We start from the raw sequence: 24,042 nt of genomic DNA, 5'->3' as shown, positions 1-24,042 counted from the left end.
ATTCTTATAAGATTACCAGTCTGAAGCTCTTTTTCTTCTTTCAATCATATGATCTACTGACACTTTTCCTGCGCCTATCACCATAAGTAAAAGATAAACGGAAAGATAGACAAGTGCCATTTCTCTTTTTTCGAACGGATCTGCTCCATGCACTACAAAACCTGCAATAATCATGGTAAAGATTAAAAATCCAAGAGCAACTCTTGTAAAAAGCCCTAATATAAGAAGTATTGAACATACAAATTCAGCAAAAACCGTAAGAATCAATGATACTTGCGGACCCAATCCCATAAAATCAAAAAACTCGATTTTACCACCTGCCAATAGCATCTGAAGCTTTGGAAAACCATGAGAAAGCATAGCAAAACCAACAAACACTCTTACGGCCAGTAAAATAATATCTTTAAGTATGGAGCCGAAATTTGAATTATTATAGTTCATGTACTAATAAATTTATACTAAGGTAATAAAAAATCTGTTAATACAACGGGATTACAGGCTATTTTAGTCTATCTGTAACCGAAATTCTTAAGATCTCTGTCGTTCTTTCTCCAGTCTTTTTTCACTTTTACAAAAAGGTTTAAGTGAATTTTTTTGGTGAAGAACTTCTCAAGGTCTAATCTGGCTTCAGTTCCAACTTTTTTAATCGCTTCTCCTTTATGCCCGATAATAATTCCTTTCTGAGTATCTCTTTCTACATAAATAATAGAGTCTATAAAGATAATTCCTTCTTTCTCTTTGAACTGTTCTGTCACAACTTCTACAGAATATGGAATTTCTTTATCATAGTTCAAAAGAATTTTCTCACGAATTGCCTCATTAACAAAGAATCTTTCAGGTTTATCCGTGTACTGGTCTTTATCATAGTACGGCGGATTCTCAGGCAGTAAAGATTTTATTTTAGGTAAAATAACCTCTGTATTAAAGGCGTTCAATGCAGAAATAGGCAAAATTTCCGCCTTTGGAATTCTGTTGTGCCAATCTTCCACCAATTTTTCAAGGCCTGCCTGATCCGTCTGATCTACTTTATTGAGAAGAAGAAGTACGGGTACAGGGATTTTATTCAGTTTATCTATTAAAAATTCTGATGGTTCTGCTTTATCGGTAACATCTACAATAAACAGGAAGACGTCAGCATCCTGTAAAGAATCCTTTACAAAATCCATCATTTTTTCCTGTAGTCCGTATTTTGGATCCAATACTCCCGGAGTATCAGAAAATACAATCTGAAGATCATCTTCATTATAAATACCAAAAATTCTGTGGCGGGTTGTCTGAGCTTTCTGCGTTACAATCGCCAACTTCTCTCCCATCAATCGGTTGAGTAAGGTCGATTTTCCCGCATTGGGCTTTCCAACTATATTTACAAATCCAGCTTTGTGCATAAAAATAATATTACGAACTGCAAAGTTAGTAAAACAAAACTGGTCTTTACAGTTAATCTTAATTTTTAAAGAAAAAAGAGAGTTATATTGTGAAATATAGGATTGTAAAAGCTAAACTACCTCCATCAAAAATTCTTTGAATTTTCGCTACCCTCCTGTGAAGGGGAATTTTAATCTTTCCTTTGTAATATTGATACTAAAAAAATTGGATTCGGAATAATTTGATCCGATTTATCCCAAGATTTCTGATAAAAATTACAGGATAATTTTGTATTGCATTACTTAAAACTAATATTTTTGAATATTAGAATTCATCTTTATGAATATAGACCAGATTCTTGATAAGGTTTACCTTCTTCCTGAGGCATCAAAAAACAGTTTAAAAGAACATATTACGGAGATTTCCTATCCTAAAGGCTTCTGTCTGATGGAAGCCGACAAAGTGATTCCTTATCTGTATTTTATCCGTAAAGGAATTGCAAGAGCCTATTCTTCAACGGCTGATAATGATATTACTTTCTGGTTCGGAAGTGAGGGACAATGTATTCTCTCGATGAAAAGTTATGTGGAAGACAAACCCGGCTATGAAAGCATTGAATTACTGGAAGACTGTGATCTGTACAGAATGGAAACAGAAAATCTAAGAAAACTGTTTAATGAAGATATCCATATTGCCAACTGGGGACGAAAGCTGGCAGAAGCAGAAATGATAAAATCTGAAGAACTGATTATTTCCAGACAGTTCAAAACTTCTCTTGAACGTTATAAAGATATTATGGCTTATCAACCTGAGCTGCTAAAAAGGGTTCAGCTGGGGTATATTGCGTCGTATCTTGGGATTACGCAGGTAAGTTTAAGTAGAATAAGAGCTGAGATAAAGTAAATTTTCAGTTTAAAAATTGAGGAATTGAAAGATTAAAAAATCTTATGTTTTGGCTAAAGCCAAAGGAATGATTGTTTATATTGAAAGCGGACTAAAGTCCACTCCTATTGATATGAAGGCAGCCTTCTATTCAAATCCTCCATCTTCCAGCTCCCAGCTTCCTTCCTTTAAAACTATTCTCAATTTCATTTTTTAACAATTGTAAAATTTTTTCTCCTGTCAAATTCTGAACTTTGCAGTAGAAAAATTTAAAAAAATGAATTGGTTACTATTAGTTATTGCGGGATTATTTGAAGTTGCCTTCGCATCATGTCTGGGAAAGGCAAAAGAAACGTCAGGGACTGAGATGTACCTGTGGTATGCCGGTTTCCTGATAACCATGACCATCAGTATGGTTTTATTAATTAAAGCGACCCAAACCTTACCTATTGGTACTGCTTATGCCGTATGGACAGGAATTGGAGCGGTAGGAACTGCTTTAATGGGAATTATCTTCTTTAAAGATCCTGTAAGCTTTTGGAGAGTTTTCTTTATTGTAACACTTATTGGTTCTGTAGTAGGCCTGAAAGCCGTGTCTTCATCACACTAAGAGACATAAACTTCTATCTATATTTAAAAATGAAACCGTCTTCGTAATGAAGGCGGTTTTTTGTTCTGAATTTTGATCTTTATTATCCTGATCAACTGACCGGTAGGAATGAATTCTTTTTATATCTTTACCGGAAACTTTTAACTTATGAAGAAATTACTATTCCTTTTAGCAGGTAGTTTACTGACTGCCCAGCAAACTTCTGAACTGCTTTCCAATAATTGGTATATTTCCAAGATGGTGACCAACAGCGGCCAGACAACCAACACGCCTTTAATAGATAATGGAGTTCCTGCTACGACCTTTAATTCTGCGGGAGGAACAAGCTATGTCATTAACTCCAGATATTATAACACCTCTATGATGAGTTTCGGGGTTGTATCGGGAGGTAATAATCTCATCAAAACAGCAAGCTCTTGTACTCTTTTATTTTATAATGGAGGAAATGCAGGACCTGTTCGTGCCTACGATCAGAAAAACTGTGATGCGTATGTTTTAGGTGCTTACGGATCTATATACAGTTATCAGATCACAACCAACGGTAATGTTAAAACGCTTATGATCACTGATCCTTCAGGAAATAAGATATATTATAACAACAGTGCACAGCTAAGTACTAAAGAAACTGAAACAGCGACAAAAACTTTTAAAGCGTATCCAAATCCTGTAAAAGAGGTTTTGCATCTTGAAAATATTGAGAGAAAACTTCCGCTTAAGATCTATGATCTATCAGGGAAACTGGTATTTGAAACCACAACAAATGACACTAAAATATCAATTGATACAAGTCGTTTGCAAAAAGGGCAATATATTTTAGTTTTGGAAAATTATAAAGCATATCCTTTTACAAAAGAGTAATAGAGAAATAAAAAAACCGTCTTCAATAACTGAAAACGGTTTTTTATTTTATTTTTTATAAACTACAGGCAAGATTTCATTGTGTCTTAACCCGAATTTTTTTATTTCTTCTTCAGAGAATGTCTGTGAATAGAAATTGGACTCTACTTCGAAACCTGCTTTTTTTAGACGGTCGAAATAATCCATTCCATACCAACGAACGTGATCATATTGTCCGAAATGTTTCTGACGTTCTTTGGGATCTTTAATCGTGAAATCTTCGTAGGTTTTCTCCAATGAATTTTTCATCGGAACCTGAAGAATTCCCCATCCGCCGGGCTTCATTACTCTGTACAGCTCGCTCATAGCTTTTGCATCATCTTCAATATGTTCCAGAACGTGGTTACAGAAAATGATATCAAAACTGTCATTTTCGAACGGTAAATCCAGAATATCAGCCTTTACGTCTACAATAGGAGAATACAGGTCTGCCGAGATATAGTTCAGGTTGCTCATTCTCTTGAATTTCCTTAAAAATTCCTGTTCGGGAGCAATATGCAGAACTTTATAATTCTTAATGAAAAAATCAGTTTCGTTCTGAAGATACAGCCACATCTGACGGTGTCTTTCCAAACTTAACGTTCCCGGAGAAAGTGCATTTTCCCTTTGTTTTCCGTATCCGTACGGAAGAAATTTTCTGTAAGATCTTCCATCAATAGGGTCAAAGAACTGATCTCCTTTGAAAAACTGATAAATAAGCGGTCTTGCCCAGATGCTCATTTTAATAAGCATAGGGCGTGGAATTTTATTCAGTAAAAGCTTGGTTACCTTTTTCATTAAAAATCCAGTTGGAACTGCTTTTCTTCATCACTTACAATCCCTAAAGCTTCGTATACATAATCAAATGTTGAAAGCAATACCGGCTTACCATTGATTACTGCTACGTCATGTTCGAAGTGAGCAGAAGGCATATTGTCTAAAGTAGTTACTGTCCAGCCATCGTTATGAAACTTCACTTTTTCAGTTCCCATATTAACCATCGGCTCGATAGCAATTGCCAAACCGTCTTTAATAACTTTTCCGCTCCCCTGTCTTCCATAGTTCGGAACCTGTGGATCTTCGTGCATTTTTCTACCTAATCCATGGCCTACAAGTTCTCTTACCACTCCATACCCTTCTTTTTCACAATGTGCCTGGATAGCATGGGAGATATCTCCTATCCTTTTTCCTCTGACAACCTGCTCAATTCCTTTGTATAAAGATTCTTTGGTAACCTGCAATAATTTTTTAACCTCAGGCTTCACTTCCCCGATTTCAAAAGTATAGGCATGATCTCCTACAAAACCGTTCAGAATAACTCCACAGTCTACAGAAAGAACATCTCCTTCTTTCACTATATCATTGTTTGGGAAACCATGAACTACCTGCTCATTCGGAGAGATACAAAGGGAATTTGGAAATCCTCCGTATCCTAAGAATGCGGGTTCGGCACCATGATCTTTAATAAAATCATGAGCCAGTTTATCTAAATATAAGGTAGTAATTCCCGGTTTAATTTCTTTTGCCAACATTCCCAATGTTTTAGAAACCAGTCGGGCGCTCTCCTTCATCAGACGTAATTCGTCTATCGTTTTTAATTGAATCATTGTTGTATAGATATTAGATATCAGATGTTAGAAGCTAGATTACAGCGTGATGTGTATTTCTATATTATAACAATCTATAAACTTTCTCTGATCAAAAAACAGAAGCTTTGATTTGACATTAAAAACTAATTTCTAATATCCGGCTTCCCGTTCTATCCTACCAGAAAAGTCCTTTTTTCTTTTCTTTTTTAAGTTTTGAATAGGCAAGAACTTCTTTTCCTTCTACACGGAATTCTATTCTTTCCTGAATAATATTGTAGATCTCACCCCATCCTGGAAATCCTCCTAAATTCCTGTCGTCAATAAACCAGTCTGCATCTAATTTTCTGGACTGATTTTCGGGGTCAAAAACTTCTCCTTCAAAGCTTGAGTTCACGGAATAAAATTCTATTCCGTTTTTTTTACAGAATTCTACAGCTTCATCTAATGTTTTTCCGTGTCTGTACGTCCAAAGTATCAATCTGAAACCTTCAGATTGAAGTCTTTTTAAAGTTTCGAATGCAAAAGTTTTCGGTTTTCCAATGGCCGGGTAAGCATCATCAACAATAGTCCCGTCAAAGTCAACAGCAATCTTTTTATTATTTAACATTTTGTTTTTTTTTAGCTTTGCAAAGATAAGAAATAAAAAGAGTGCCCAAAAGAAAGGCACTCAATACTTTTATATTTTAAGATCTTATTAGCTTTTTACCCAGCTAAACTGGAACTGAAGATCAGGAGTAGACACTCTGTCTGTAATCTTCTGTAGTCTTGCAGGAAGCTTCATCAGGTATTCCTGAGCTTTTTCTGCTTTCTCTGTAAGTCCTTTTACGTGCTCAATTTTCCATTCATCTAAAAGGTCTTTCATGATATTGATATAATCCTGACCTGTGTAGACCATACATCTTTGCGCAGCATCTGAGAAATGTCCCCAAAGTTCACCGGCTTTCTGTCCGGACTGTCTCATTAAGTGAGCAGGCATTACAATTTTCTTACGCATCATATCTTCGAATGCAAGAATCATTTCTGAAGGATCTACCTCAAGGATTTTTGCTACGAAATGTTTGTATGCTTTAGCGTGTCTTGCTTCATCTGCAGCAATTACACCACACATTTTTGCCAGTTTTCCGTTTCCTGATTGTTTAGCCAATGTACCAACTCTTCTGTGAGAGATATTGGTAGCGGTTTCCTGGAAGCTTGTGTAAATAAAGTTTCTGTATGGATCCATGCTGGTTCCTAAATCGAAGCCATCATTAATCAGGTATTGAGTGGTAATTTCCACTTCTCTCATGTTTACTCTTCCGCACAGATAAAGATATTTGTTTAACAAATCTCCGTGTCTGTTTTCTTCAGCAGTCCAAGCTCTTACCCAATTGGCCCAGCCTAATTTTTCTTCCTGATTGATGCCATCAACTCCCATTAACCAAGACTCATAGGAAGGAAGAGCTTCTTCTGTAATACAGTCCCCAATCAATGTTACAAAAAGATCGTAAGGCATTTCACGGGCAAAAGTTTGGATTTCTTCCAGGTCGTGTTTAAATTCTTCGCTTGAAGGATCTGGTAAATAATCGGAAGGCTGCCATATTTTTTCAATTGGCGTTAAAAATTTATCAAGAAAAGAACCTACTTCCTTTTCCAATAATCCCATTACTTCTTTCCTAACAAGCTTTTGATACATTTTACTATTCAGTTTTAATTTACAAAGATATAATTTATTTATTATTTAGCGCATAATAAAGTATGCAAGTCATACTTTATCTGACATAAATCATAAAAAAAATGCCGCTGCTAAAGCATAACGGCATTTTTTTAACAATATTGTTGAATTTTAACTAACTAAAACTTCTCCGGTCATTGCTTCTGGTATTTCAACGCCCATTACATCAAGGATAGTAGGCGCTACATCACCCAGTTTTCCTGGCTTCAGATTCCATATACGGTCTTTATCCATTACGATAAAAGGAACCAGGTTTGTAGAGTGCTGAGTATTGGGAGTTCCGTCCGGATTGATCATTACATCTGAGTTTCCGTGATCGGCAAGGATGAAAACAGCATATCCGTTTTCATAAGCAGCTGTTGCTACTTTTTCAATACAATGGTCCACAACCTCAGCGGCTTTTACAGCAGCTTCAAAAACGCCTGTGTGGCCCACCATATCTGTATTGGCGAAATTCAGACAAACAAAGTCAGCCGTTCCCTGCTCCAGCTCCGGTACGATTGCATTGGTGATATCATATGCTGACATTTCCGGCTTCAGATCGTAAGTAGGAACATCTTTCGGGCTTGGACAAAGCAGTCTTCTTTCTCCTTTAAACTCTTCTTCTCTTCCTCCTGAAAAGAAGAAAGTAACGTGTGGATATTTCTCTGTTTCTGCAATTCTTATCTGGGATTTTCCGTTTTTTTCAAGAATTTCACCCATAGTTTCTGTCAGAACATTTTCATCAAAAACTACCTGTACATTCTGGAATGTTTTATCATAATTCGTTAATGTAATATAATACAGGTTCAGTTTTTTCATTCCAAATTCCGGGAAATCCTTTTGGGAAAGAACTTCGGTGATTTCTCTTCCTCTGTCTGTACGGAAATTAAAACAGATTACCACATCATCTTCAATGATTCTTGCTACCGGCACTACATTTCCTGTAGCGGTTGTATTCATCAAAATGATTGGTTTCAGGAATTCATCGGTAACATTATTATCATAATACATCTTAATGGTTGCCAGAGCATCCGTTGTCTGTTCTCCTATTCCTTCTACAAGGGCACCGTACGCTAATTTTACACGTTCCCATCTTTTATCTCTGTCCATGGCATAATATCTTCCTACCACTGTTGCCAGCTTTCCGGTAGTTGCTTCCATATGCTTCTGAAGTTCATCGATAAAGCCTAATCCTGAGTGCGGATCACAATCTCTACCATCAGTAAATGCGTGCACAAATACATTCTCATTCAATCCGAATTGTTTTGCGGCAGTTAATAATCCTTTCAGGTGATTGATATGTGAATGCACCCCTCCATTGGAAACCAGTCCGATAAAGTGTACTTTTTTATTTTCTTTTTTTGCGTATTCAAAGGCATCCTGAATCACTTTCTCCTGACCCAATGTTCCATTTTCAACAGCCATGTTCAGCTTTACCAGGTTTTGGTATACTACTCTCCCGGCTCCCAGGTTCATGTGTCCTACTTCAGAATTTCCCATCTGGCCTGCTGGTAAACCTACAGCCAACCCACTTGCTTCAAGCGTAGTATGGGGAAATTTTTGGTAACAGCTGTCTATGAATGGTGTATTTGCTTTATCTATAGCAGAAACGTTAGGGTTTGTTCCCAATCCCCATCCGTCAAGAATGGCCAGTATTGCTTTTTTCGACATTTTGTAAAACTTTTGTTAGACAAATTTACCTAATTTCCTATGAATAGAAGAATTTGAGGTCTTGAATTTTATGAACTGCTGATGATTAGTCAATTACTTTTGAAATTTTAACCGTGTCAAGGTTTAAAACCTTGACACGGTTCGGGTAATGATGATCTATTAAATTGCCAGTATTATTCTTTAAAAAAATCTTCAAAACTGCTATTATTTTGCTTCACATATTCTCTGATATACCGATCCAGAAAACCACTGTCTTTCAGAAACAGAAGAGGATTCTGGATATTTAAAATATTATGGATAGCCTTATGCTTGTCTGATTGTTTCAAGAAATAAGCCTCAGAAATTTTATATCCCATCCAATACCCAAGATCATTAGGACGATCATCTTTTTTACTGGTTCCATAAAGCCAATCTGTAGGATCATTCTTCTTAAGGACAGTTACAAATTCTTTGTACAATTTATCAGCATTGGCTTCTCCATATTTATAAAACGGACTGTTATTGGTTTCTCCTGATACCAGCTCACTGAGAAAATCAGCACTCCCTTCACTTAATGTGTATTTTAAAAGGTTATCAGTTCCTTTGATATCCTGTTGAAAGTGAATCGTCTCATGTGAAACAAGTCCTGCAATGCCATCCAGATTCTGAAGAGTTTCAGTGCCGATCATAATTCCGTCTTTAGAAAATGTTCCTCCAGTATTAAATCTTCCATATACAAAATATATAGGTGGAAATTTTGCTTGCGGATACCAGTATTTTAATGCACTGTAAACAGCTCTGATCCTTCTTCCTTTTTGATTGATCCCTGCCAGAACATGACGGCTTTTCAGATAGTCCTCTTTTCTCTTTTTGACCATGGTATACAATGAATCAGCATTAATGATCCTGTATTCCATAAAACCTTTTACGCCTTGAGATCCGTTGTTGATATAATCTGTAAAAGGGTTTTCTTTTGAGGCACCCATTTTATCAAATGCTTTCCAGAACCGGTCTGTATCTTTAGTTTCAAAAACTGCACTCAGTGGATCGGTGGAGAAATTTGTCTGTGCTTTTGCAATTCCGGAAGCTAAAAGAAGACATGTAAAAATGTATCTGGTTTTCATATTAGTTTTTTAAGATATCTTATCAAACGGTTAAAAATATAAAAACTTATACAGAATCGAAATAAACACTGTTAAAGTTTTAAACCTTGACAAGGTTAGAAAAATTGAAATTTCGTTGATTATTTCCGTTCATTAATCCGTAAATCTTTTTAATTTTGCGTTATGGATTTACGAGATCAATTGAAGAATCTTTTTCCTGATCATGAAGAGCAGGATTTCGAGATGCCTGAAGAACAATTCAAGCAGAAAGAGCCTTTGGTGTGCAAATTTGAGAAAAAAGGAAGAAACGGCAAGCCTGTAACGATTGTTGAAGGCTGGGAAGGCAGTGAGGAAGACCTGAAAAAAATCTCAAAGAAAATAAAAACCACCTTAGGTATAGGCGGCTCTGAGAAGGATGGAACAATTATCATCCAGGGGGACAACCGTGATAAAATAATGAATATCCTTAAAGAAATGGGATATAAAACCAAACGTGTAGGCGGATAGTTCTAGAAATAGATCTGAGTTTCCGGCAGTAAGGTTTTTAAGTTTTCAATGGTAGATTTTTCTATAGGATTTCCTGTAAGAATCAATGTTTTCAGATTTTTAAGCTGCTTGATTTCTACAGGGATATCTTTCAGATTATTATTGGCCAGATTCATGCTGACGATATTTTTCAGCCCTTTTACTTTGGGTGACAGTTCTGTAATATTATTTCCGCTTACATTCAGAAATTCAAGATTTCTTGCTTTAAAAAGATTTTCAGGAAGCCTGATGATGGCATTCTGCTGCAGTTCAAGGTATTTTAAATTTTCTGGAAAAGACAAATTTCCAAGGTCATTGATCTGGTTGTCTGAAAGATTGAGAAATTTGAGGTTTTTGATGCGGTGCAACCTGTCTGCTATAAAGCTGATCTGGTTTCCCTGAAGATTTATTTCTTCCAGAGCCGGAATTTCCATAAGGGCCTCGGGAAAAGTATTCAGATTGTTGGCATCAAAATGGACAACTTTGAGGTTCTGAAGCTTTGCAAGATTAGGATTAATGCTTGTCAGGCTATTCAGATTCATTGAAAAAGTGGTCAGTTTCTTCAGATTGCTTACTTCATCGGGAATATATTTAATACTATTTTCATTCACATTTAATATTTCCAGTTCTTTTAAGACAAAGAGTTCATGATCCATTTTCTCAAGCTTATTCGCCATGATATTCAGAAAGAATAATGAATCCAGTTTCACGATCTGAGGAGGAAGATTAAACAGTCCCTTTTGCCTGAAGCTCATACTGTACACTGCTTTTTTACTGCTTAGTGCCTCTTCAATATTGGTAAACGTCGGATACTTCACCGGATCAATCTGTGCTTTGATTTGTGAAAGCGATAGTATGGAAATAAGTAAGAAAAGCTTTTTCATATACATAAAAAGGTCTGCCAGCAACAGAAGTCACTGACAGACAAGAATTATAAATAATTTATTTCTTTATAAGTTTAACTGTTTTCTGGAATCCTCCTTCAGCTTCAATATTTAAAACTAAAACCCGTGATCCTTCCAACTGTTGTGTGAAATCAAGATCCAATACTTTATTGGTTCCATTGAACTTCTTCGTGTAAACGATTTTCCCGTCCATGCTGTAAGCTGTTACAGAAATATCTTTCAATCCTTTTGCAGAATTGATTTTAACGATTCCTGAAGTTGGATTTGGTGCTACCGTTATTGTATTTTCTGCAGTTTTGGTATCAATAGTTCCTAAAGTTCCTTCAGTTCCAAGGTTATTTTTAAGGGCAATAACGATCGTTGCTGATTTTCCTTTATAATCAATCGTATTTCCTGTTGCATCTACGTCTGTAGAGATTGTTGAATCCGGGTGCTGAATAGAGAAGAAACCGAATTTATGATCTGGCGTGAACGTAAGACCTGTAGGCTCTGAACCAGCCGGCATAGAAGCAAATAATCTTACTTTCGGGTTGGCCTGTGTGTGATCCGGAGCAATGACCCAGATATAGTTTTTACCTCCATCCTGAAGTACCCAAAGGTTTCCAAGTTCATCGAAAGTAAGGTTGTCGTTTCCATCTCCCCAGGCTTCAGACTTCATTCCCTGAGCCGTATTGAAAGAATATACAGAAGAACCTCCACCTACAAATGTTTCTACCTGAGAAGTTGTAGTTCCGTTATCCTGTAAACGGTATACTCTATCTAATCCTTTTGCTGTAAAATAGATTTTTCCATCCAGCGGACTGATATCAACATCTTCTACTCCATTGAATTTTGTTCCGCCTAATGACAGGGCGTTGGTGTTGGTATTATTCTGGTCAACTTTAGTTTTGTTAGGAACCTGAATCCATGTTCCTGTAGTTCCTGCCGGATCTCCTGCTGCCGTTAGTCCCTGATCGAGTTTCAACACATAAAGATTTCCTGACGAAAGATCATTTGGAGTATCCATTACGTATTTGTATACCATGTGAGTTCCACCATCTTCTCCATAATACGCTATAGTTCCTGCATTATTGATCACTACGTTTTCATGGTTCATGATTCCCATCTGCCAAAGTTTTCCTTTGGAACCGTCAGTATTTTTAGAAATAACCTGTGCTGTTGCAGGATCAATTTCTACTAACCAACCGTAATCTTTGTATCCATCATTGTTAACGTCATTGGAAGTCACAGACTCTTCTGCTGTTACCACGGTTCCCCATGGTGTAATTCCTCCGGAACAGTTTCTGATGGTTTGTACCAAACTTGGATCTGAGAAACTTACCGCTCTTGATTTTGTCAGCTGCCAAAGCTTGGAAGTCGCGTTATAATTGATTTCTGCCATGGTAACTCCTCCGGGATTCGTTTCATGGTTTACAGAAAGATATCCGTTGGTACTGCTTCCTGTTTTTGGAACATAAGCGGTAAAGTCATTCTGACCTCCCACTAATCCTCCGCCTTCAGTATAGCTGTCTCCTTCTTTTAAAATAAGCTGGTATTTGTGTTCTGCGGGAATAATTAACTTATCAGTCTGTGCTGTAGGAACAATTGAAGTGAAGCAGCTGATATGCGTCCCGTTACAAGCAACAGGAATGGTTGTATTAGATGTAGTTTTCAGGTAAGCATCAATTCTTAAATCTGAACTGGTTGCGCTTCTGTTGTGCAATTCTATTGAAAGTCTGTTAACACCGTTTACAAATTTTGATTTCGGAATAGTGAACAGGTTGTAAACACTTTCTGCCGCTCCATCAATAGTTGTAGATGAAAAGGTATTGAATGTAACAGCACCTGCAGGCATATTGTCTCTTACGACTTCCTCTCCGTTTAGGTATACGATAATACCGTCATCTCTCATTATTCCCAGCTCCATAGTATCGGAAAGCGTAGAAAGATCTACTGTAAAATCTTTAGCAAAATAAGCTGTAGTAAGCCCTGAGTTGATGGTAGTCGTTACCGGATCTCCGTATCCTAAAGGACCGTTTCCTACCGCCCATGTTGAAATATCATAGGTTTGGGTATTCCAACCGGCCGGTTGTGCCTGGTTGTTATCTTTGTAGCTCCACGACGCGTTCTTATTGAATATCAAGGTCTGCGCCTGAAGACCAGAACTGGCCAGTATAGCCAAGGCTCCCACTGTAAGTAGTTTTTTCTTCATTTTATATTTGATTTATTAGACCTTGCAAAATTATTTTTTTAGCGCTTTCTCTCTGTTAATAGGATTTTAAATCTAAATCACTGAATATTAACTTATCAAAAACCTAATGTTAAGGGGATTAATTTTGTGTTAAATGACGCAGGGAATGTAGGGTTTGAGTATGGGAGAGTTTTAGGGTTGAAGTTTCGGGGTACAAGTGGCGAGGGGCGAGACTCGGGATTTCGGGATTTCGGGATTTCGGGGTGTGGGGTGTGGGGTTCAAGTCGATAATTGATAGTTGTGGGATTTGTTTTTTGATGTATTGATGTTTATCGTATTGGTTGATTAATTCTAAAAATACTTTGATCAATAAGATAAAAGAGAAATTTTTATTCGAAAACCTGAGTATTTTAGAAGATAATTTATTTTCAAAACGAGCTTTATTCTTATCTCTTAAAACTTTATATTTGTTATTATGATTGACACAGCTATGCAAAATAAAAAAATACATCAGGGCAGAAATATCAAACGTTTCCGTGAAATACTGGGTATCAAGCAGGAAGCTTTAGCTTTTGAATTAGGTGACGACTGGAATCAGAAGAAAGTCTCTCTTTTGGAACAAAAAGAAATTGTAGAGTCTGATGTTTTGGCACGGGTAGCTCAGATTCTGAAGGTTCCGGCAGAAGCAATTGAGAATTTTGATGAAGAACAAGCGATAAACATTATTTCTAATACAGCCACTTTTGATAATTGTCAACAACCAGCCTTTTTTAATAACCAACCCACTTTCAATCCCCTTGACAAGATGATTGAACTTTATGAACGTATGCTAAAACAACAGCAGGAAATGATTGATAAGCTGGAAAAGCTGATCCAAAATAAATAAACAGACAGGTTGATCCGATCTGTAAAACTTTAGGCTAAATTCTAAAACAAGCGTAGGTCACATTACACAAGTTTCAAAATTTAGCCTATTTTTATTAAAACCATATCATTCCTGCCGAATCTCGGTCCTCACAAACCCGTAATCCCGAACCCCGTAACCCGCCTATTTCGCTTTACTCACATCCGTAAGAGCATTCAGAAAGGCAATGATCTGTTTTATTTCTGTTTCGGTGAGGTTTAATTTATCTGGGGCGAGGGTTTGGTTTTTCATTTTCAATCCTAATCCTTCTCCTCCGCCTTCATTATAAAAATCCAGTACTTCTTCCAAGGTATTGAAAGCTCCGTTATGGAAGTATGGCTTGGTAAGTGCACTATTTCTTACCGTTACCGTTTTGAATGAATAATCATAAATCCATGATTTTTCCTTTTTCACCGGGCTGTTTCCTCTTCCCAGATCCTGATCAAGCTCTACAGGAAGCTGTTTGATCGGTCTGGTGGGTATTCCCAGCACTTCAGATTCATTTTCATTAAAAAATGGTGGGACTAATCCAGAAAAGGTGGGCGCAAAATGACAGGTTGCACAATTGGCTTTCCCCATAAACAGGTTGAATCCTTTTTTCACATCATCAGAAATGTTCTTTTCGTTCCTCATAAAACGATCAAAATCGCTGTCAAATGAATACAATGAAGCAACATAAGAGCTTAGTGCTTTTGAAAAATTTTCTTTGCTGATCTTCCCATCTTTAAATGCATTTCGGAACGCTTTCTTATATTCTGGTTTTGTTTTTAGTTTCTGAATAATACTTTCATAGCTTGTATTGAATTCCTGTTCATTATAAATAACGTGCTCTGCCTGCTGTTCCAGATAAAAAGCCCGAAGATCATAGAAAAACCTCTTGGCAAAAACCGCATTATATAAAGATGGAGAGTTTCTCAATACAGTTTTCCCTTCTACATTGCTTTGCGATTTTGTTTTAAGGTCTGTAAAAGCATTTTCCTGAAGGTGGCAGGTTGCACAGCTCATTTTACCATTGCCACTTAAGTTTTGGTCATAGAAAATGGATTTTCCAAGGCTGCGAAGTTCCGGATTATCTTCCGAGGACTTCAATAAGGTATAAAAATACGGATCTAAAAAATCACTGCTGAAAAAATTCTTATTTCCAACATTCCAGCCGGAAAATTCTTTAAGATCATCAGGTCTTCCGTCCCATTTTCCCAATTCTTCATACAAAGGCTGCACGTATTTTTTATAAAACTCAATCCTGTCAAAGGTTTCGAAATCGGTGTTTTTTGAAAGATAATTAATTGCTTCGGTTAAAATTTGATTGGCTTTCTGACTGTTATAATTTTTAAAATAAGGATCATCATTAATATACTTCTGCATTCCGGAAAGAGCATGGCGTGTCTCCTCAGAAATATTAAGAGAACCTGGGGTATCAAAGCCAGAAACGCCAAGGGAATAAATCCTGATCAGCTCTATGCGTAAAGGCAATGTTTTGTTGTTTCCTTTGCTCAATCCATTTTTTAAAGCACTCAGATAAAATCCGGAATAGCTGTTGTATAAAAAGGTAGTAATGGTTTTGATCTTTTCTTTTTCATTTCCTGCTTCATCTGAAAATATCAGTTCATCCAGCACCTGCAATCCTTCAGGAGGAAGTGTATAGGCTGATGTTCCCGCAGCTTCAATGTGAAACAAAGGCGCTGCGTTAAGGTGTGTTTTGGTAAATTCCGGATAATGGTAAGCAATGTAGAATTCAATTTCTTTGAATGAATTTCTTGTGCTGCTGAGTGATTTCTGTAATTCCTGGAGTGAGATACGATCTTCTGAGAACTTTTCAACATCTGATTTCAGCTGCTCAAGCTTGGTTTTAAAGTCGGACAACCCTTTATTGACAAATGTATTTTCGCTTTCTCTTCCTTTATAAACAGGATTAAAAGACATTACTGCAAATCCTATCAGAAGGACAATTACAAGCAGTGGATAAGATCTCATGAATTTTTAGTGGCAAAAGTATCGATCTGATGTTATCTCAGTTTTAATAACAGATTAAATAATGTTTATATTTCTGATACAATATTTTTCACTAATTTTAAACCCCGAAATCAAATTCATTATTCTAAAGAAACGGTTTTTCGAAATACCGGTAAAATAATGGCGGGAGATTATTGGGAGAGGATTTTTTTAAATTAAATTCAACACATCAAAAAAACTAAATAGGAGTATGAAAACAAAACTATGGTTTGCTGTTGCGGCAAGTTTCCTTTCTGTGACTGCATTTTCCCAAAAGAAGAAGCAACCGGAAAAACAGGAAACAAAGCCACAGGAAATGGCTGTATATGCCGAGAAAAGAGGATCTGATTATTATTTGGTCCGCCTGGAAAAAGATAAAAACATTCCCAATGTCTATGTACATTCCAATGGGGTAACCAAACCTTATAAAAACTATTCTGACCTGAAAGATATTGTTACAGAATTCCCCGGAATGATGACTTCCAACAATTCAACAAAGGAAGAACTGATTTCTATTCTTAAAAAAGATGATCACTTCTACGAAATCACTTCACAGAGGAAAGATCCTAAAAACATAGAAAAGACCGTCATTACTGTATATGAGGTAATGAATGGTCAGAAAAGGATTGTAGAAGAATACAATGACATCTACGAGGTAATGGCCTCTCCTTATAAAGAAGCCATTATGATTAACTAAAAAAAAATCAAAAAAATATACATATTATGCTAAACAAACTCGCTGCCTCAGAACTTGTTCTGAATGAAGACGGAAGTGTATACCACCTGAATCTTTTACCTGAAGATATTGCTGACAAAATTATCCTTGTGGGCGATCCGGACAGAGTGGCAAAAGTTTCAAAATACTTTGATACCGTAGAAATCAAAAAAAATAAAAGAGAATTCTATACCCATACAGGAACGCTTCGCGGGGAAAAAATTACCGTAATGTCGACAGGTATTGGTACCGAAAACATTGATATCGTGATGAACGAGCTGGATGCTTTGGTGAATATCGATCTTCAGAATAAAGAATTTAAAACCGAGCACAAAGCTCTTGAACTTTTCCGTATGGGAACCTGCGGAAGTGTAAACCCTGATGTACAGGTAGACAATATGCTGGTTACTCAGAATGTTGTTGGTTTGGACGGATTAATGCACTTTTATCAGGATTACAACTTCGAAAATGAGTTTTCGAAAAGTTTCTTAGAAAAATTCCCATACGAAAAAATTAAGCCGATGCTTTATTTCTCAGACTGGGCGGAAGAAATGGGAGAATATTACAAAGATGCCAAATACCATGGAAACACAGCAACATTCCCGGGATTCTATGCTCCGCAAGGAAGACAGCTTCGTTTAAAGGCCGTAGATGATCAGTTCTTAGAAACATTGAACGACCTTGGAATCACCAATTTCGAGATGGAAACTTCTGCAATCTATGCCCTTTCAAAATTATTAGGACACAAAGCTATTACTGTAAATAACGTTATTGCCAACAGAAGACGTGGAGAATTCTCTGCAGATCACCATGCTTCTGAGAAAAACCTTATTGAATGGGTATTGGAAAGAATTATTAAATAATTATTTATTGATATAATAAAAAACCTCCGGAAACAACTTCCAGAGGTTTTTTTATAGGTTTTGGCTAAAGCCAATGAAACTGATCTATTTTGAAAACGGGCTAAAGCCCGTTCCTAATTGAATTTTTATTGTTGAGTTTTTAAAGGCCAATAATCAATGATACAAATGCCATGATTACAAATGAAAAGTTCTAGGATCCGGATATTGAAATGTATAATCCAGTTCTGAAACCAACTTTGAAGACATAACCTTCTTTCCTTTCACCTCAAATTCTTCATCATCAGGAATATTTTTCTGAGCATTGATTACCTGGCTTTTTGGCGGATGAATGGGTGCCGTTACATTGTATAGTTTTGACTCAGTATTCTGTTCAATCATTTCGGAGATAATCCCGCTGATATCAATATAATGAATGTGATTTACCGCGTGATCCGGATTACTCACATTGTAATTTTTCAGAAGCCTGTTGTCTCCCATGAGGCCACCAAGCCTTAGAATATTAAGTTGGGGATATTTATTTCTAAGCATTCTTTCACCAGATACTTTTTCCAAAGGCATATCTTCTTCTGTAAATTCTTTGGGTAGATCAGGATAAACCCCTGTTGAACTCATCAGAAACATTTGCCCTTTAAAATCCCCGATAAAGGCTGACAAATTCTGAATCCTGTTATACAATGAACTCACACAGCAGCTTTTTTCAGAAACGGGAATGGTAATAATCAAAACATCCATATCTTTAATCTCAGACCATCGGGAATAAGGTTCTGTAAGCTGATAATCCGGAAAAGAAGCTAGTACTGCATGAATTCCTTTGCTGTTAATATCATCTATTTTCTTATCTGTTGTCGTGGTTGCGGATATACTATACTTTCCGGACAAGGAGGACGCTATTCTTTCTCCCAGCCAGCCATAGCCTATGATTCCTATATTTTTCATATCTCGATAGAAATTTTCATTTTTTAATGATACAAAAGTAACTTATTTGCAGATGTATGATATTTTAATATGAAAAGAAATTTCAATTTAAGCCTGTATATATGCATAATAATAAAAAAGGACTCCCAATCCGGAAGTCCTTCACACCATATCAACTATAATAAAAAATATTATTTAAAATTCATTGATCATCACATAAAAATGTCCGGAATACAAGCTGTTGGCACTTCCTGAAATATTAGTGAGATTAATTGTAATACTGGAAGTGGAAGTCAACCTTGGATTTGAGATGGAAAAAGAGGCATTCCCCTGAAAGTCACCCGCCGGAGAAACCACAACTACAGCTCTTGTAGAGCCAGGCTGGTATTCTGCCGGAACCGGAATATCAATGGTTGTAGATTTTCCTGGTTGTATATTGTTGATAGATATTCCAGGCCAAGCTTCAAAACTCATCTGATTTTTCTGTACACTGCCCTTTTCTCCCAATTTAAATTGTCCACTTACATCCAGTTTCGCGGAGACATTTGGAGCACTTGTTCCAATGCCTACATTAGCATTGCTGTTTCCCAGAATGATCGCATTGGCTTGTGAAGTAGAAGCTCCGTATCCCACTGCTGTTGAGTATTGTCCCAATGCATTAGCTTCTGAGCCTAAAGCAGTTGAGTTCTGACTATTGGTTACAGCATTATATCCCAAAGCCGTTTCACTATTTGTATTCGTTTTTGCATTATATCCTAACGCAATAGACTGAAATCCATCTGCGGAAGAGTTATTTCCTACAGCTACAGATTCATTACTGCCGGTCTGTGCATGAAATCCTATTGCTGTAGATCTGAATCCTGCTGCTGTAGTTTTATTTCCTACTGCTAAAGCTTCATTTCCGGAAACTACTGCTGCACTTCCAATAGAAATTCCCATAAATGCTGAGCTTGCACTTCCCAAAGCAATACTATTCTGCCCGGCGGCCGATCCTATTCCAAGGCTTACTGAATTATCAACCCCCAGTCTCCCGGCTGTTAAAGCGTTTACTTTAAAGATCAGATCATCATATGTTTTTGTTCCTAAAGCCAGAGTTGTATTGGCGGCTCCATAATTCCCTACATTCGTTCCTGTAAGATTCCAGTTGGCTCCATCTTCTGTTTTAGTGGTATTTCCGCCGTTTGCTGAAATTTTGTTCCATTTAGATTCAAACCAGTAATAAAATCCAATATCTGTAAGGGTGGAACTTCCATTATTCCATACAATTAGTCCGTCTGCCGGTGAAGGTACCGTAATATTATCCGTTGTCGCAGTCAAAGCAACACTTGGGAGAAGCACTCCTTTATTATTTGCATTTACATGAAGCATTGCTGAAGGTGCAGGATTGGATATTCCTATCCCAACCTGAGCATACATACAACAAGTAAATAGCAGAAAAAGTAAAGTGTATTGTAGTTTATAGTCTTTTGACATTCCTCTATTTTTAGGAGGTGCAAATATACGAATTTTTAACAAATTACTGGTTTTATTAAAAAAATCATAATTAAAAACACAATATAGTGATTAAAATAAAATTTAATCACAAAACAATGAAAAACGTTTAATATCAAATACTTACCAAACAAGCATTCATTAAGCTTTTTCAGGTATCGCTTATCTTGCGTTTAAATCTTTTAATTATATAATTGACAATAAACTTCACTAAATTTTGAATAAAAACAAATTACTTTTTCCTGGTAAAGCATTCTTTTATATGGTCATTGACCATTCCTGTAGCCTGCATATGGGCATAAATGACTGTAGATCCAACGAATTTGAACCCTCTTTTTTTAAGTTCTTTGGAAATAAGATCAGAAATCTCTGTTGTGGTAGGGACATCTGATAGTTTTTCAGGATTGTTATCCATTGGTTTTCCACCAATAAAACCCCAGATATAGTTGGAAAAGCTTCCAAACTCCTTTTGAACTTCTATAAATTTTTGTGCATTGGTTACCGCTGACAGAATTTTGAGCCTGTTCCTTATAATACCAGGATTATTCATTAATTCCTCAATCTTTTTATCAGAATAGGCAGCCACTTTTTTATAGTCAAAATGATCAAAAGCCTTTCTGAAATTTTCTCTTTTAGACAAAATCGTATACCAGCTCAGGCCGGCCTGAAAGCTTTCCAGAATCAGGAAATCAAATATTGTTTCATCATCGTAAACAGGTCTTCCCCACTCTTCATCATGGTACTTCCTGTAGAGATCGTCTTTTTCACACCAGCCACAGCGAATTTTTTCCATAATTATCATATTTTACAGGTTAAAGTTACTACTGATTTTGAAAGATATAACAAAATATTATGAAAAGTTTAACAGAGACTTCCTGTTTTAGGAATGGTTATTGTTTAATTACCATTACCAAATTAAAATTTATACTATTATGAACAATTCAGAGTACAACAAAGCGGAAAATGCAGTCAATAATGTAGAAAATTCTTTACAGAATGCAACGGACAAAGCCAAATGGAAAATCGATGAATTGGCAGACAAGGCTAAAGATTATATCAATGAGAAGAGGGATAATGATCAGGAAGCCAGCCAGGAAGACTGGCTCGACAGGGTAAAAGCTAATGTATCCGATGCATGGGAAGATATCAAGGATAAAGCAGATGAAGCATGGGAAAAAACCAAAGATGCAGCAGAGGATGTAAAGGCAGAATGGAATAAGAAAACCAATTAGTATTTCAGTCATATAAATATTTTCAATAAAATGGAGTCTTAAATTGATAAGGCTCCATTTTTTATTATGCCATAAGCACAATTATTGTTACATTTGTATTATAATAAACATTAAAAAATTATGTCATACGGTTTACTTAAAGGCAAAAAGGGAATTATTTTTGGAGCCCTTAATGAACAATCTATCGCATGGAAAGTTGCTGAAAGATGCCATGAGGAGGGTGCTGAATTCATTTTATCTAATGCTCCTATTGCTTTGAGAATGGGAGAACTTAATGGTTTAGCAGAAAAAACAGGTTCTGAAGTAATAGGTGCTGATGCTACTTCTATAGAAGATCTTGAAAAACTTTTTGATGCCGCTGTTGCAAAATTTGGAAAAATCGACTTTATCCTTCACTCTATCGGAATGTCTATCAACGTAAGAAAAGGAAAACATTATACAGAAATGAATTACGACTGGTTGGAAAAAGGCTGGGATATTTCCGCTGTTTCTTTCCATAAAGTAATGCGTGTAGCTTGGGAAAAAGACTGTATGAACGAATGGGGAAGCATTTTGGCGCTTACGTATATTGCAGCTCAAAGAACATTCCCGGATTATAATGATATGTCTGATAACAAAGCTTATCTTGAAAGCATTGCAAGAACTTTTGGAAACTACTGGGGAGAAAGAAAAGTACGTGTAAATACCGTTTCTCAGTCTCCAACAATGACTACTGCAGGTAGCGGTGTGAAAGGTTTCGGAGGATTCCTTGGATATGCAGAAGATATGTCTCCACTAGGAAATGCTACCGCTCTTGAATGTGCAGACTACTGTGTAACTTTGTTCTCTGATCTTACTAAAAAAGTAACGATGCAGAACTTATTCCATGATGGAGGTTTCAGCAGTTCAGGAGTAACTCAGAAAGTAATCAGTAAATACGATGCTGAATAATAACGAACTGACACAGTTTCGTTCAGAATAAATAAACCCCATGAAAATTTCATGGGGTTTTTGTTTTTATCATTCTGATCTTCATGATTCACAATAAAACCGGCGGCCTCTTCGAGGCCGCCGGTTCCGTCAAAAATAATATTAATATGTAATATGAAACTATATAATTATGGTCTGTATAGAGTGTGCAGGAGCATTCAGTTTGGCAGCCTTTCCTTCTATCCATAGATTGGTTTCAATATCATTATCGGAATCGTTCATAATAACGGTTACCAACTGTCCGTTTTCATTCATAAAAGCAGAAGATGTCAGTGCTGCTCTGTTGGAAGAACTTCCGATTCTTTGAGCATTCGGTTTGATATATTTTGAAACGTGGCCTATATAATAGTATTCATAAGTATAGAATACCTCTCCTGTTTTGGTGTCAGCAATAATTGGGGCAAAGCAGAAGTTTCCTTTGTGGTTAGGTCCTCCGGTTTCATCCAGTAGAATATTCCAGTCCGTCCATAAAGCATTTCCTTTATTGAAGTCGTTCAACATGTTTTTGCTATACAGCTCTCCCAAACTTACATCATAAATTTTATCCATATTGAACTGTTCCTTACATCCTTCGGTAAAGGCAAGAAATTTATCTGGAAAGGCTCTGTGCGTTTCTGCTAAATTATCAAAAAGCTGGGTTTTATTGTTCCATGTTTCATACCAGTGATATCCGATACCGCTGGCATATTTTGAAGTTTCAGGATCGCTTAATGTAGTAGTGGCTCTTTGATAGATAAGGTCTCTGTTGTGGTCCCAGATCATTACTTTTTTGTCTTTATATCCGTTTTTCCAAAGCGTTGGCCCAAGATTTTTTTTCAGGAACTCTCCTTCTTCTTCAGCGGTGTAGATGCATGATTCCCAGCTTTGGGTAGCCATTGGCTCATTCTGAACTGTTAATCCCCAGATATTGATACCTCTTTTTTCGTATTCTTTGATGAATTTGATATAATAATCTGCCCACGTCTGGTAATACTGATTTTCCAGTCTTCCGCCTTTATATAAGCTTTGGTTTGATTTCATCCATGCCGGCGGGCTCCATGGAGAGAAATAAAATGTGAAATTATTTCCTATCGCTTTCTGAGCTTCTTTGATCATCGGAATTTTATACTTCTCATCGTGAGCAACGTTAAACGTCTTTAGAGAAGTATCGTTATCCTCTACATAGGTATAAGAATCACTGGAAAAGTCACAGGAATTCATATTGGTACGAACAACAGTGTAACCCAATCCGTTTTTTCCAAAATAAGCATCCAGAATTTCCTTCTGCTTGTTCTTTGGCATTTTATAAAAAGTTTCTGCTGATGCATCTGTGATGGCACCGCCAATTCCTATCAGTTTCTGATATTTAAAGTTGGGAGCTACAAAAATACAGGCTTCCGTTTCCTTGGGCTGACCAAATTGTTCAAATTTAACGGCTCCTTTATCCACCATCTTCTCATTCACTTTCGAATTGGTAAGAATTACTTTAGCTGTTTTTCCTGCATTTTTTTTCCAATAATTCTGAGCATTGACATTAACAGCAACAACTACTACAAAACAACTTACAATTAGTTTTCTCATGATTTTTTTCTGTTTCCGGACCCAGTGGTCCTC

25 protein-coding genes are annotated in these 24,042 nt (G+C 36.6%); 10 read left to right on the top strand and 15 right to left on the bottom strand.

Translation table 11 applies throughout. The features are described 5' to 3' along the window. Positions 1-12: 12 nt before the first annotated feature. Both FB551_RS04355 and era read right to left on the bottom strand, forming a co-directional pair. Positions 13-441 (bottom strand): DoxX family protein, encoded by a 429-nt coding sequence (locus FB551_RS04355; RefSeq protein WP_047431274.1) that lies wholly within the window; start codon positions 439-441, stop codon positions 13-15. 68 nt (positions 442-509) lie between these two features. Beyond that, positions 510-1,385 carry a GTPase Era gene (gene era, locus FB551_RS04350; protein WP_142015417.1) on the bottom strand — a complete coding sequence of 292 codons (876 nt, stop codon included), beginning with the start codon at positions 1,383-1,385 and terminating at the stop codon, positions 510-512. A gap of 319 nt (positions 1,386-1,704) precedes the next feature. Between era and FB551_RS04345 the strand changes: the two genes are divergently transcribed. The 4 genes from FB551_RS04345 to FB551_RS04335 all read left to right on the top strand — a co-directional run bounded on the left by FB551_RS04345 (position 1,705) and on the right by FB551_RS04335 (position 3,715). Next, positions 1,705-2,268 (top strand): Crp/Fnr family transcriptional regulator, encoded by a 564-nt coding sequence (locus tag FB551_RS04345; RefSeq protein WP_142015415.1) that lies wholly within the window; start codon positions 1,705-1,707, stop codon positions 2,266-2,268. Positions 2,269-2,317: 49 nt separating this feature from the next. Then, a complete protein-coding gene (locus FB551_RS23185; protein WP_156121428.1) occupies positions 2,318-2,464 on the top strand; it encodes a hypothetical protein in 147 nt (48 codons plus the stop codon). A 60-nt stretch (positions 2,465-2,524) separates the two neighbouring features. Continuing rightward, positions 2,525-2,857 carry a DMT family transporter gene (locus FB551_RS04340; RefSeq protein WP_047431281.1) on the top strand — a complete coding sequence of 111 codons (333 nt, stop codon included), beginning with the start codon at positions 2,525-2,527 and terminating at the stop codon, positions 2,855-2,857. Between the two features lie 147 nt (positions 2,858-3,004). Further along, positions 3,005-3,715, top strand: coding sequence for a T9SS type A sorting domain-containing protein (locus tag FB551_RS04335; RefSeq protein ID WP_142015411.1), 711 nt, complete (start codon positions 3,005-3,007; stop codon positions 3,713-3,715). A 48-nt stretch (positions 3,716-3,763) separates the two neighbouring features. Here the strand turns inward: FB551_RS04335 and FB551_RS04330 are convergent, their stop codons facing one another. The 6 genes from FB551_RS04330 to FB551_RS04305 form a co-directional block, all read right to left on the bottom strand. Next, complete coding sequence (locus FB551_RS04330) at positions 3,764-4,531, bottom strand: class I SAM-dependent methyltransferase (RefSeq protein WP_047431287.1); 768 nt, start codon at positions 4,529-4,531, stop codon at positions 3,764-3,766. Next, positions 4,531-5,340 carry a type I methionyl aminopeptidase gene (map, locus tag FB551_RS04325; RefSeq protein ID WP_047431289.1) on the bottom strand — a complete coding sequence of 270 codons (810 nt, stop codon included), beginning with the start codon at positions 5,338-5,340 and terminating at the stop codon, positions 4,531-4,533. Before map ends, FB551_RS04330 begins: the two co-directional genes overlap by 1 nt. A gap of 157 nt (positions 5,341-5,497) precedes the next feature. Then, the gene (locus FB551_RS04320) at positions 5,498-5,929 is read right to left on the bottom strand and encodes a BT0820 family HAD-type phosphatase (RefSeq protein WP_034696738.1); all 432 of its coding nucleotides are present in this window, start codon (positions 5,927-5,929) and stop codon (positions 5,498-5,500) included. 87 nt (positions 5,930-6,016) lie between these two features. Beyond that, positions 6,017-6,994, bottom strand: coding sequence for an acyl-ACP desaturase (locus FB551_RS04315; RefSeq protein ID WP_047431293.1), 978 nt, complete (start codon positions 6,992-6,994; stop codon positions 6,017-6,019). A 150-nt stretch (positions 6,995-7,144) separates the two neighbouring features. Continuing rightward, complete coding sequence (gene gpmI, locus FB551_RS04310) at positions 7,145-8,686, bottom strand: 2,3-bisphosphoglycerate-independent phosphoglycerate mutase (RefSeq protein ID WP_142015408.1); 1,542 nt, start codon at positions 8,684-8,686, stop codon at positions 7,145-7,147. 173 nt (positions 8,687-8,859) lie between these two features. Beyond that, positions 8,860-9,789, bottom strand: coding sequence for a DUF2268 domain-containing putative Zn-dependent protease (locus FB551_RS04305; RefSeq protein ID WP_142015405.1), 930 nt, complete (start codon positions 9,787-9,789; stop codon positions 8,860-8,862). Between the two features lie 162 nt (positions 9,790-9,951). Between FB551_RS04305 and FB551_RS04300 the strand changes: the two genes are divergently transcribed. Beyond that, positions 9,952-10,275: a translation initiation factor gene (locus tag FB551_RS04300; protein WP_034696743.1), complete on the top strand. Its 324-nt coding sequence runs from the start codon at positions 9,952-9,954 to the stop codon at positions 10,273-10,275. 2 nt (positions 10,276-10,277) lie between these two features. Here FB551_RS04300 and FB551_RS04295 read toward each other — a convergent pair whose 3' ends face one another. Both FB551_RS04295 and FB551_RS04290 read right to left on the bottom strand, forming a co-directional pair. Beyond that, positions 10,278-11,177 carry a leucine-rich repeat domain-containing protein gene (locus FB551_RS04295; protein ID WP_142015403.1) on the bottom strand — a complete coding sequence of 300 codons (900 nt, stop codon included), beginning with the start codon at positions 11,175-11,177 and terminating at the stop codon, positions 10,278-10,280. A gap of 58 nt (positions 11,178-11,235) precedes the next feature. After that, positions 11,236-13,389, bottom strand: coding sequence for an alkaline phosphatase PhoX (locus FB551_RS04290; protein ID WP_142015400.1), 2,154 nt, complete (start codon positions 13,387-13,389; stop codon positions 11,236-11,238). Between the two features lie 469 nt (positions 13,390-13,858). Between FB551_RS04290 and FB551_RS04285 the strand changes: the two genes are divergently transcribed. Next, positions 13,859-14,254, top strand: coding sequence for a helix-turn-helix domain-containing protein (locus FB551_RS04285; protein ID WP_226798616.1), 396 nt, complete (start codon positions 13,859-13,861; stop codon positions 14,252-14,254). A 162-nt stretch (positions 14,255-14,416) separates the two neighbouring features. Here FB551_RS04285 and FB551_RS04280 read toward each other — a convergent pair whose 3' ends face one another. After that, complete coding sequence (locus FB551_RS04280) at positions 14,417-16,246, bottom strand: cytochrome-c peroxidase (protein ID WP_142015398.1); 1,830 nt, start codon at positions 16,244-16,246, stop codon at positions 14,417-14,419. A 229-nt stretch (positions 16,247-16,475) separates the two neighbouring features. On the opposite strand from FB551_RS04280, the gene FB551_RS04275 reads away from it, so the two are divergent. Further along, positions 16,476-16,961 (top strand): hypothetical protein, encoded by a 486-nt coding sequence (locus FB551_RS04275; RefSeq protein WP_047431309.1) that lies wholly within the window; start codon positions 16,476-16,478, stop codon positions 16,959-16,961. A 26-nt stretch (positions 16,962-16,987) separates the two neighbouring features. After that, a complete protein-coding gene (locus FB551_RS04270; protein WP_142015395.1) occupies positions 16,988-17,842 on the top strand; it encodes a nucleoside phosphorylase in 855 nt (284 codons plus the stop codon). 174 nt (positions 17,843-18,016) lie between these two features. Here FB551_RS04270 and FB551_RS04265 read toward each other — a convergent pair whose 3' ends face one another. From FB551_RS04265 to FB551_RS04255, 3 genes are all read right to left on the bottom strand, one after another. Beyond that, positions 18,017-18,778 carry a Rossmann-fold NAD(P)-binding domain-containing protein gene (locus tag FB551_RS04265; RefSeq protein ID WP_142015393.1) on the bottom strand — a complete coding sequence of 254 codons (762 nt, stop codon included), beginning with the start codon at positions 18,776-18,778 and terminating at the stop codon, positions 18,017-18,019. Between the two features lie 174 nt (positions 18,779-18,952). Continuing rightward, positions 18,953-20,230, bottom strand: coding sequence for a hypothetical protein (locus tag FB551_RS04260; protein WP_142015391.1), 1,278 nt, complete (start codon positions 20,228-20,230; stop codon positions 18,953-18,955). A 250-nt stretch (positions 20,231-20,480) separates the two neighbouring features. Next, positions 20,481-21,041, bottom strand: a complete 561-nt coding sequence (locus FB551_RS04255) for a DNA-3-methyladenine glycosylase I (protein WP_142015387.1) — start codon at positions 21,039-21,041, stop codon at positions 20,481-20,483. A 139-nt stretch (positions 21,042-21,180) separates the two neighbouring features. Between FB551_RS04255 and FB551_RS04250 the strand changes: the two genes are divergently transcribed. Together FB551_RS04250 and FB551_RS04245 are read left to right on the top strand one after the other, a co-directional pair. Next, positions 21,181-21,480: a hypothetical protein gene (locus tag FB551_RS04250; RefSeq protein ID WP_047431323.1), complete on the top strand. Its 300-nt coding sequence runs from the start codon at positions 21,181-21,183 to the stop codon at positions 21,478-21,480. 120 nt (positions 21,481-21,600) lie between these two features. After that, positions 21,601-22,410 (top strand): enoyl-ACP reductase FabI, encoded by an 810-nt coding sequence (locus tag FB551_RS04245; protein WP_034697597.1) that lies wholly within the window; start codon positions 21,601-21,603, stop codon positions 22,408-22,410. 159 nt (positions 22,411-22,569) lie between these two features. Here the strand turns inward: FB551_RS04245 and FB551_RS04240 are convergent, their stop codons facing one another. Beyond that, entirely contained in the window at positions 22,570-24,009 is a 1,440-nt protein-coding gene (locus FB551_RS04240; RefSeq protein ID WP_142015384.1) for a glycoside hydrolase family 30 protein, read from the bottom strand. Positions 24,010-24,042: the final 33 nt, after the last annotated feature.

Source organism: Chryseobacterium aquifrigidense, from assembly GCF_006716485.1.
Classification (GTDB): domain Bacteria; phylum Bacteroidota; class Bacteroidia; order Flavobacteriales; family Weeksellaceae; genus Chryseobacterium; species Chryseobacterium vietnamense.
The sequence above is the reverse complement of the archived record's forward strand: the minus strand, read 5'-3'. Positions and strand labels throughout refer to the sequence as shown.

Excerpts from the sequence above, each read along its gene's own strand:
- FB551_RS04355 (WP_047431274.1), bottom strand. The coding sequence starts at position 441 with ATGAACTATAATAATTCAAATTTCGGCTCCATACTTAAAGATATTATT.
- FB551_RS04330 (WP_047431287.1), bottom strand. The coding sequence starts at position 4,531 with ATGAAAAAGGTAACCAAGCTTTTACTGAATAAAATTCCACGCCCTATG.
- FB551_RS04255 (WP_142015387.1), bottom strand. The coding sequence starts at position 21,041 with ATGGAAAAAATTCGCTGTGGCTGGTGTGAAAAAGACGATCTCTACAGG.
- map (WP_047431289.1), bottom strand. The coding sequence starts at position 5,340 with ATGATTCAATTAAAAACGATAGACGAATTACGTCTGATGAAGGAGAGC.
- FB551_RS04295 (WP_142015403.1), bottom strand. The coding sequence starts at position 11,177 with ATGAAAAAGCTTTTCTTACTTATTTCCATACTATCGCTTTCACAAATC.
- FB551_RS04335 (WP_142015411.1), top strand. The coding sequence starts at position 3,005 with ATGAAGAAATTACTATTCCTTTTAGCAGGTAGTTTACTGACTGCCCAG.
- FB551_RS04300 (WP_034696743.1), top strand. The coding sequence starts at position 9,952 with ATGGATTTACGAGATCAATTGAAGAATCTTTTTCCTGATCATGAAGAG.
- FB551_RS04275 (WP_047431309.1), top strand. The coding sequence starts at position 16,476 with ATGAAAACAAAACTATGGTTTGCTGTTGCGGCAAGTTTCCTTTCTGTG.
- FB551_RS04245 (WP_034697597.1), top strand. The coding sequence starts at position 21,601 with ATGTCATACGGTTTACTTAAAGGCAAAAAGGGAATTATTTTTGGAGCC.
- FB551_RS04240 (WP_142015384.1), bottom strand. The coding sequence starts at position 24,009 with ATGAGAAAACTAATTGTAAGTTGTTTTGTAGTAGTTGTTGCTGTTAAT.
- FB551_RS04305 (WP_142015405.1), bottom strand. The coding sequence starts at position 9,789 with ATGAAAACCAGATACATTTTTACATGTCTTCTTTTAGCTTCCGGAATT.
- FB551_RS04265 (WP_142015393.1), bottom strand. The coding sequence starts at position 18,778 with ATGAAAAATATAGGAATCATAGGCTATGGCTGGCTGGGAGAAAGAATA.
- FB551_RS04290 (WP_142015400.1), bottom strand. The coding sequence starts at position 13,389 with ATGAAGAAAAAACTACTTACAGTGGGAGCCTTGGCTATACTGGCCAGT.
- FB551_RS04340 (WP_047431281.1), top strand. The coding sequence starts at position 2,525 with ATGAATTGGTTACTATTAGTTATTGCGGGATTATTTGAAGTTGCCTTC.
- FB551_RS04260 (WP_142015391.1), bottom strand. The coding sequence starts at position 20,230 with ATGTCAAAAGACTATAAACTACAATACACTTTACTTTTTCTGCTATTT.
- FB551_RS04250 (WP_047431323.1), top strand. The coding sequence starts at position 21,181 with ATGAACAATTCAGAGTACAACAAAGCGGAAAATGCAGTCAATAATGTA.
- gpmI (WP_142015408.1), bottom strand. The coding sequence starts at position 8,686 with ATGTCGAAAAAAGCAATACTGGCCATTCTTGACGGATGGGGATTGGGA.
- FB551_RS04345 (WP_142015415.1), top strand. The coding sequence starts at position 1,705 with ATGAATATAGACCAGATTCTTGATAAGGTTTACCTTCTTCCTGAGGCA.
- FB551_RS04270 (WP_142015395.1), top strand. The coding sequence starts at position 16,988 with ATGCTAAACAAACTCGCTGCCTCAGAACTTGTTCTGAATGAAGACGGA.
- era (WP_142015417.1), bottom strand. The coding sequence starts at position 1,385 with ATGCACAAAGCTGGATTTGTAAATATAGTTGGAAAGCCCAATGCGGGA.
- FB551_RS04285 (WP_226798616.1), top strand. The coding sequence starts at position 13,859 with ATGCAAAATAAAAAAATACATCAGGGCAGAAATATCAAACGTTTCCGT.
- FB551_RS04280 (WP_142015398.1), bottom strand. The coding sequence starts at position 16,246 with ATGAGATCTTATCCACTGCTTGTAATTGTCCTTCTGATAGGATTTGCA.
- FB551_RS04320 (WP_034696738.1), bottom strand. The coding sequence starts at position 5,929 with ATGTTAAATAATAAAAAGATTGCTGTTGACTTTGACGGGACTATTGTT.
- FB551_RS04315 (WP_047431293.1), bottom strand. The coding sequence starts at position 6,994 with ATGTATCAAAAGCTTGTTAGGAAAGAAGTAATGGGATTATTGGAAAAG.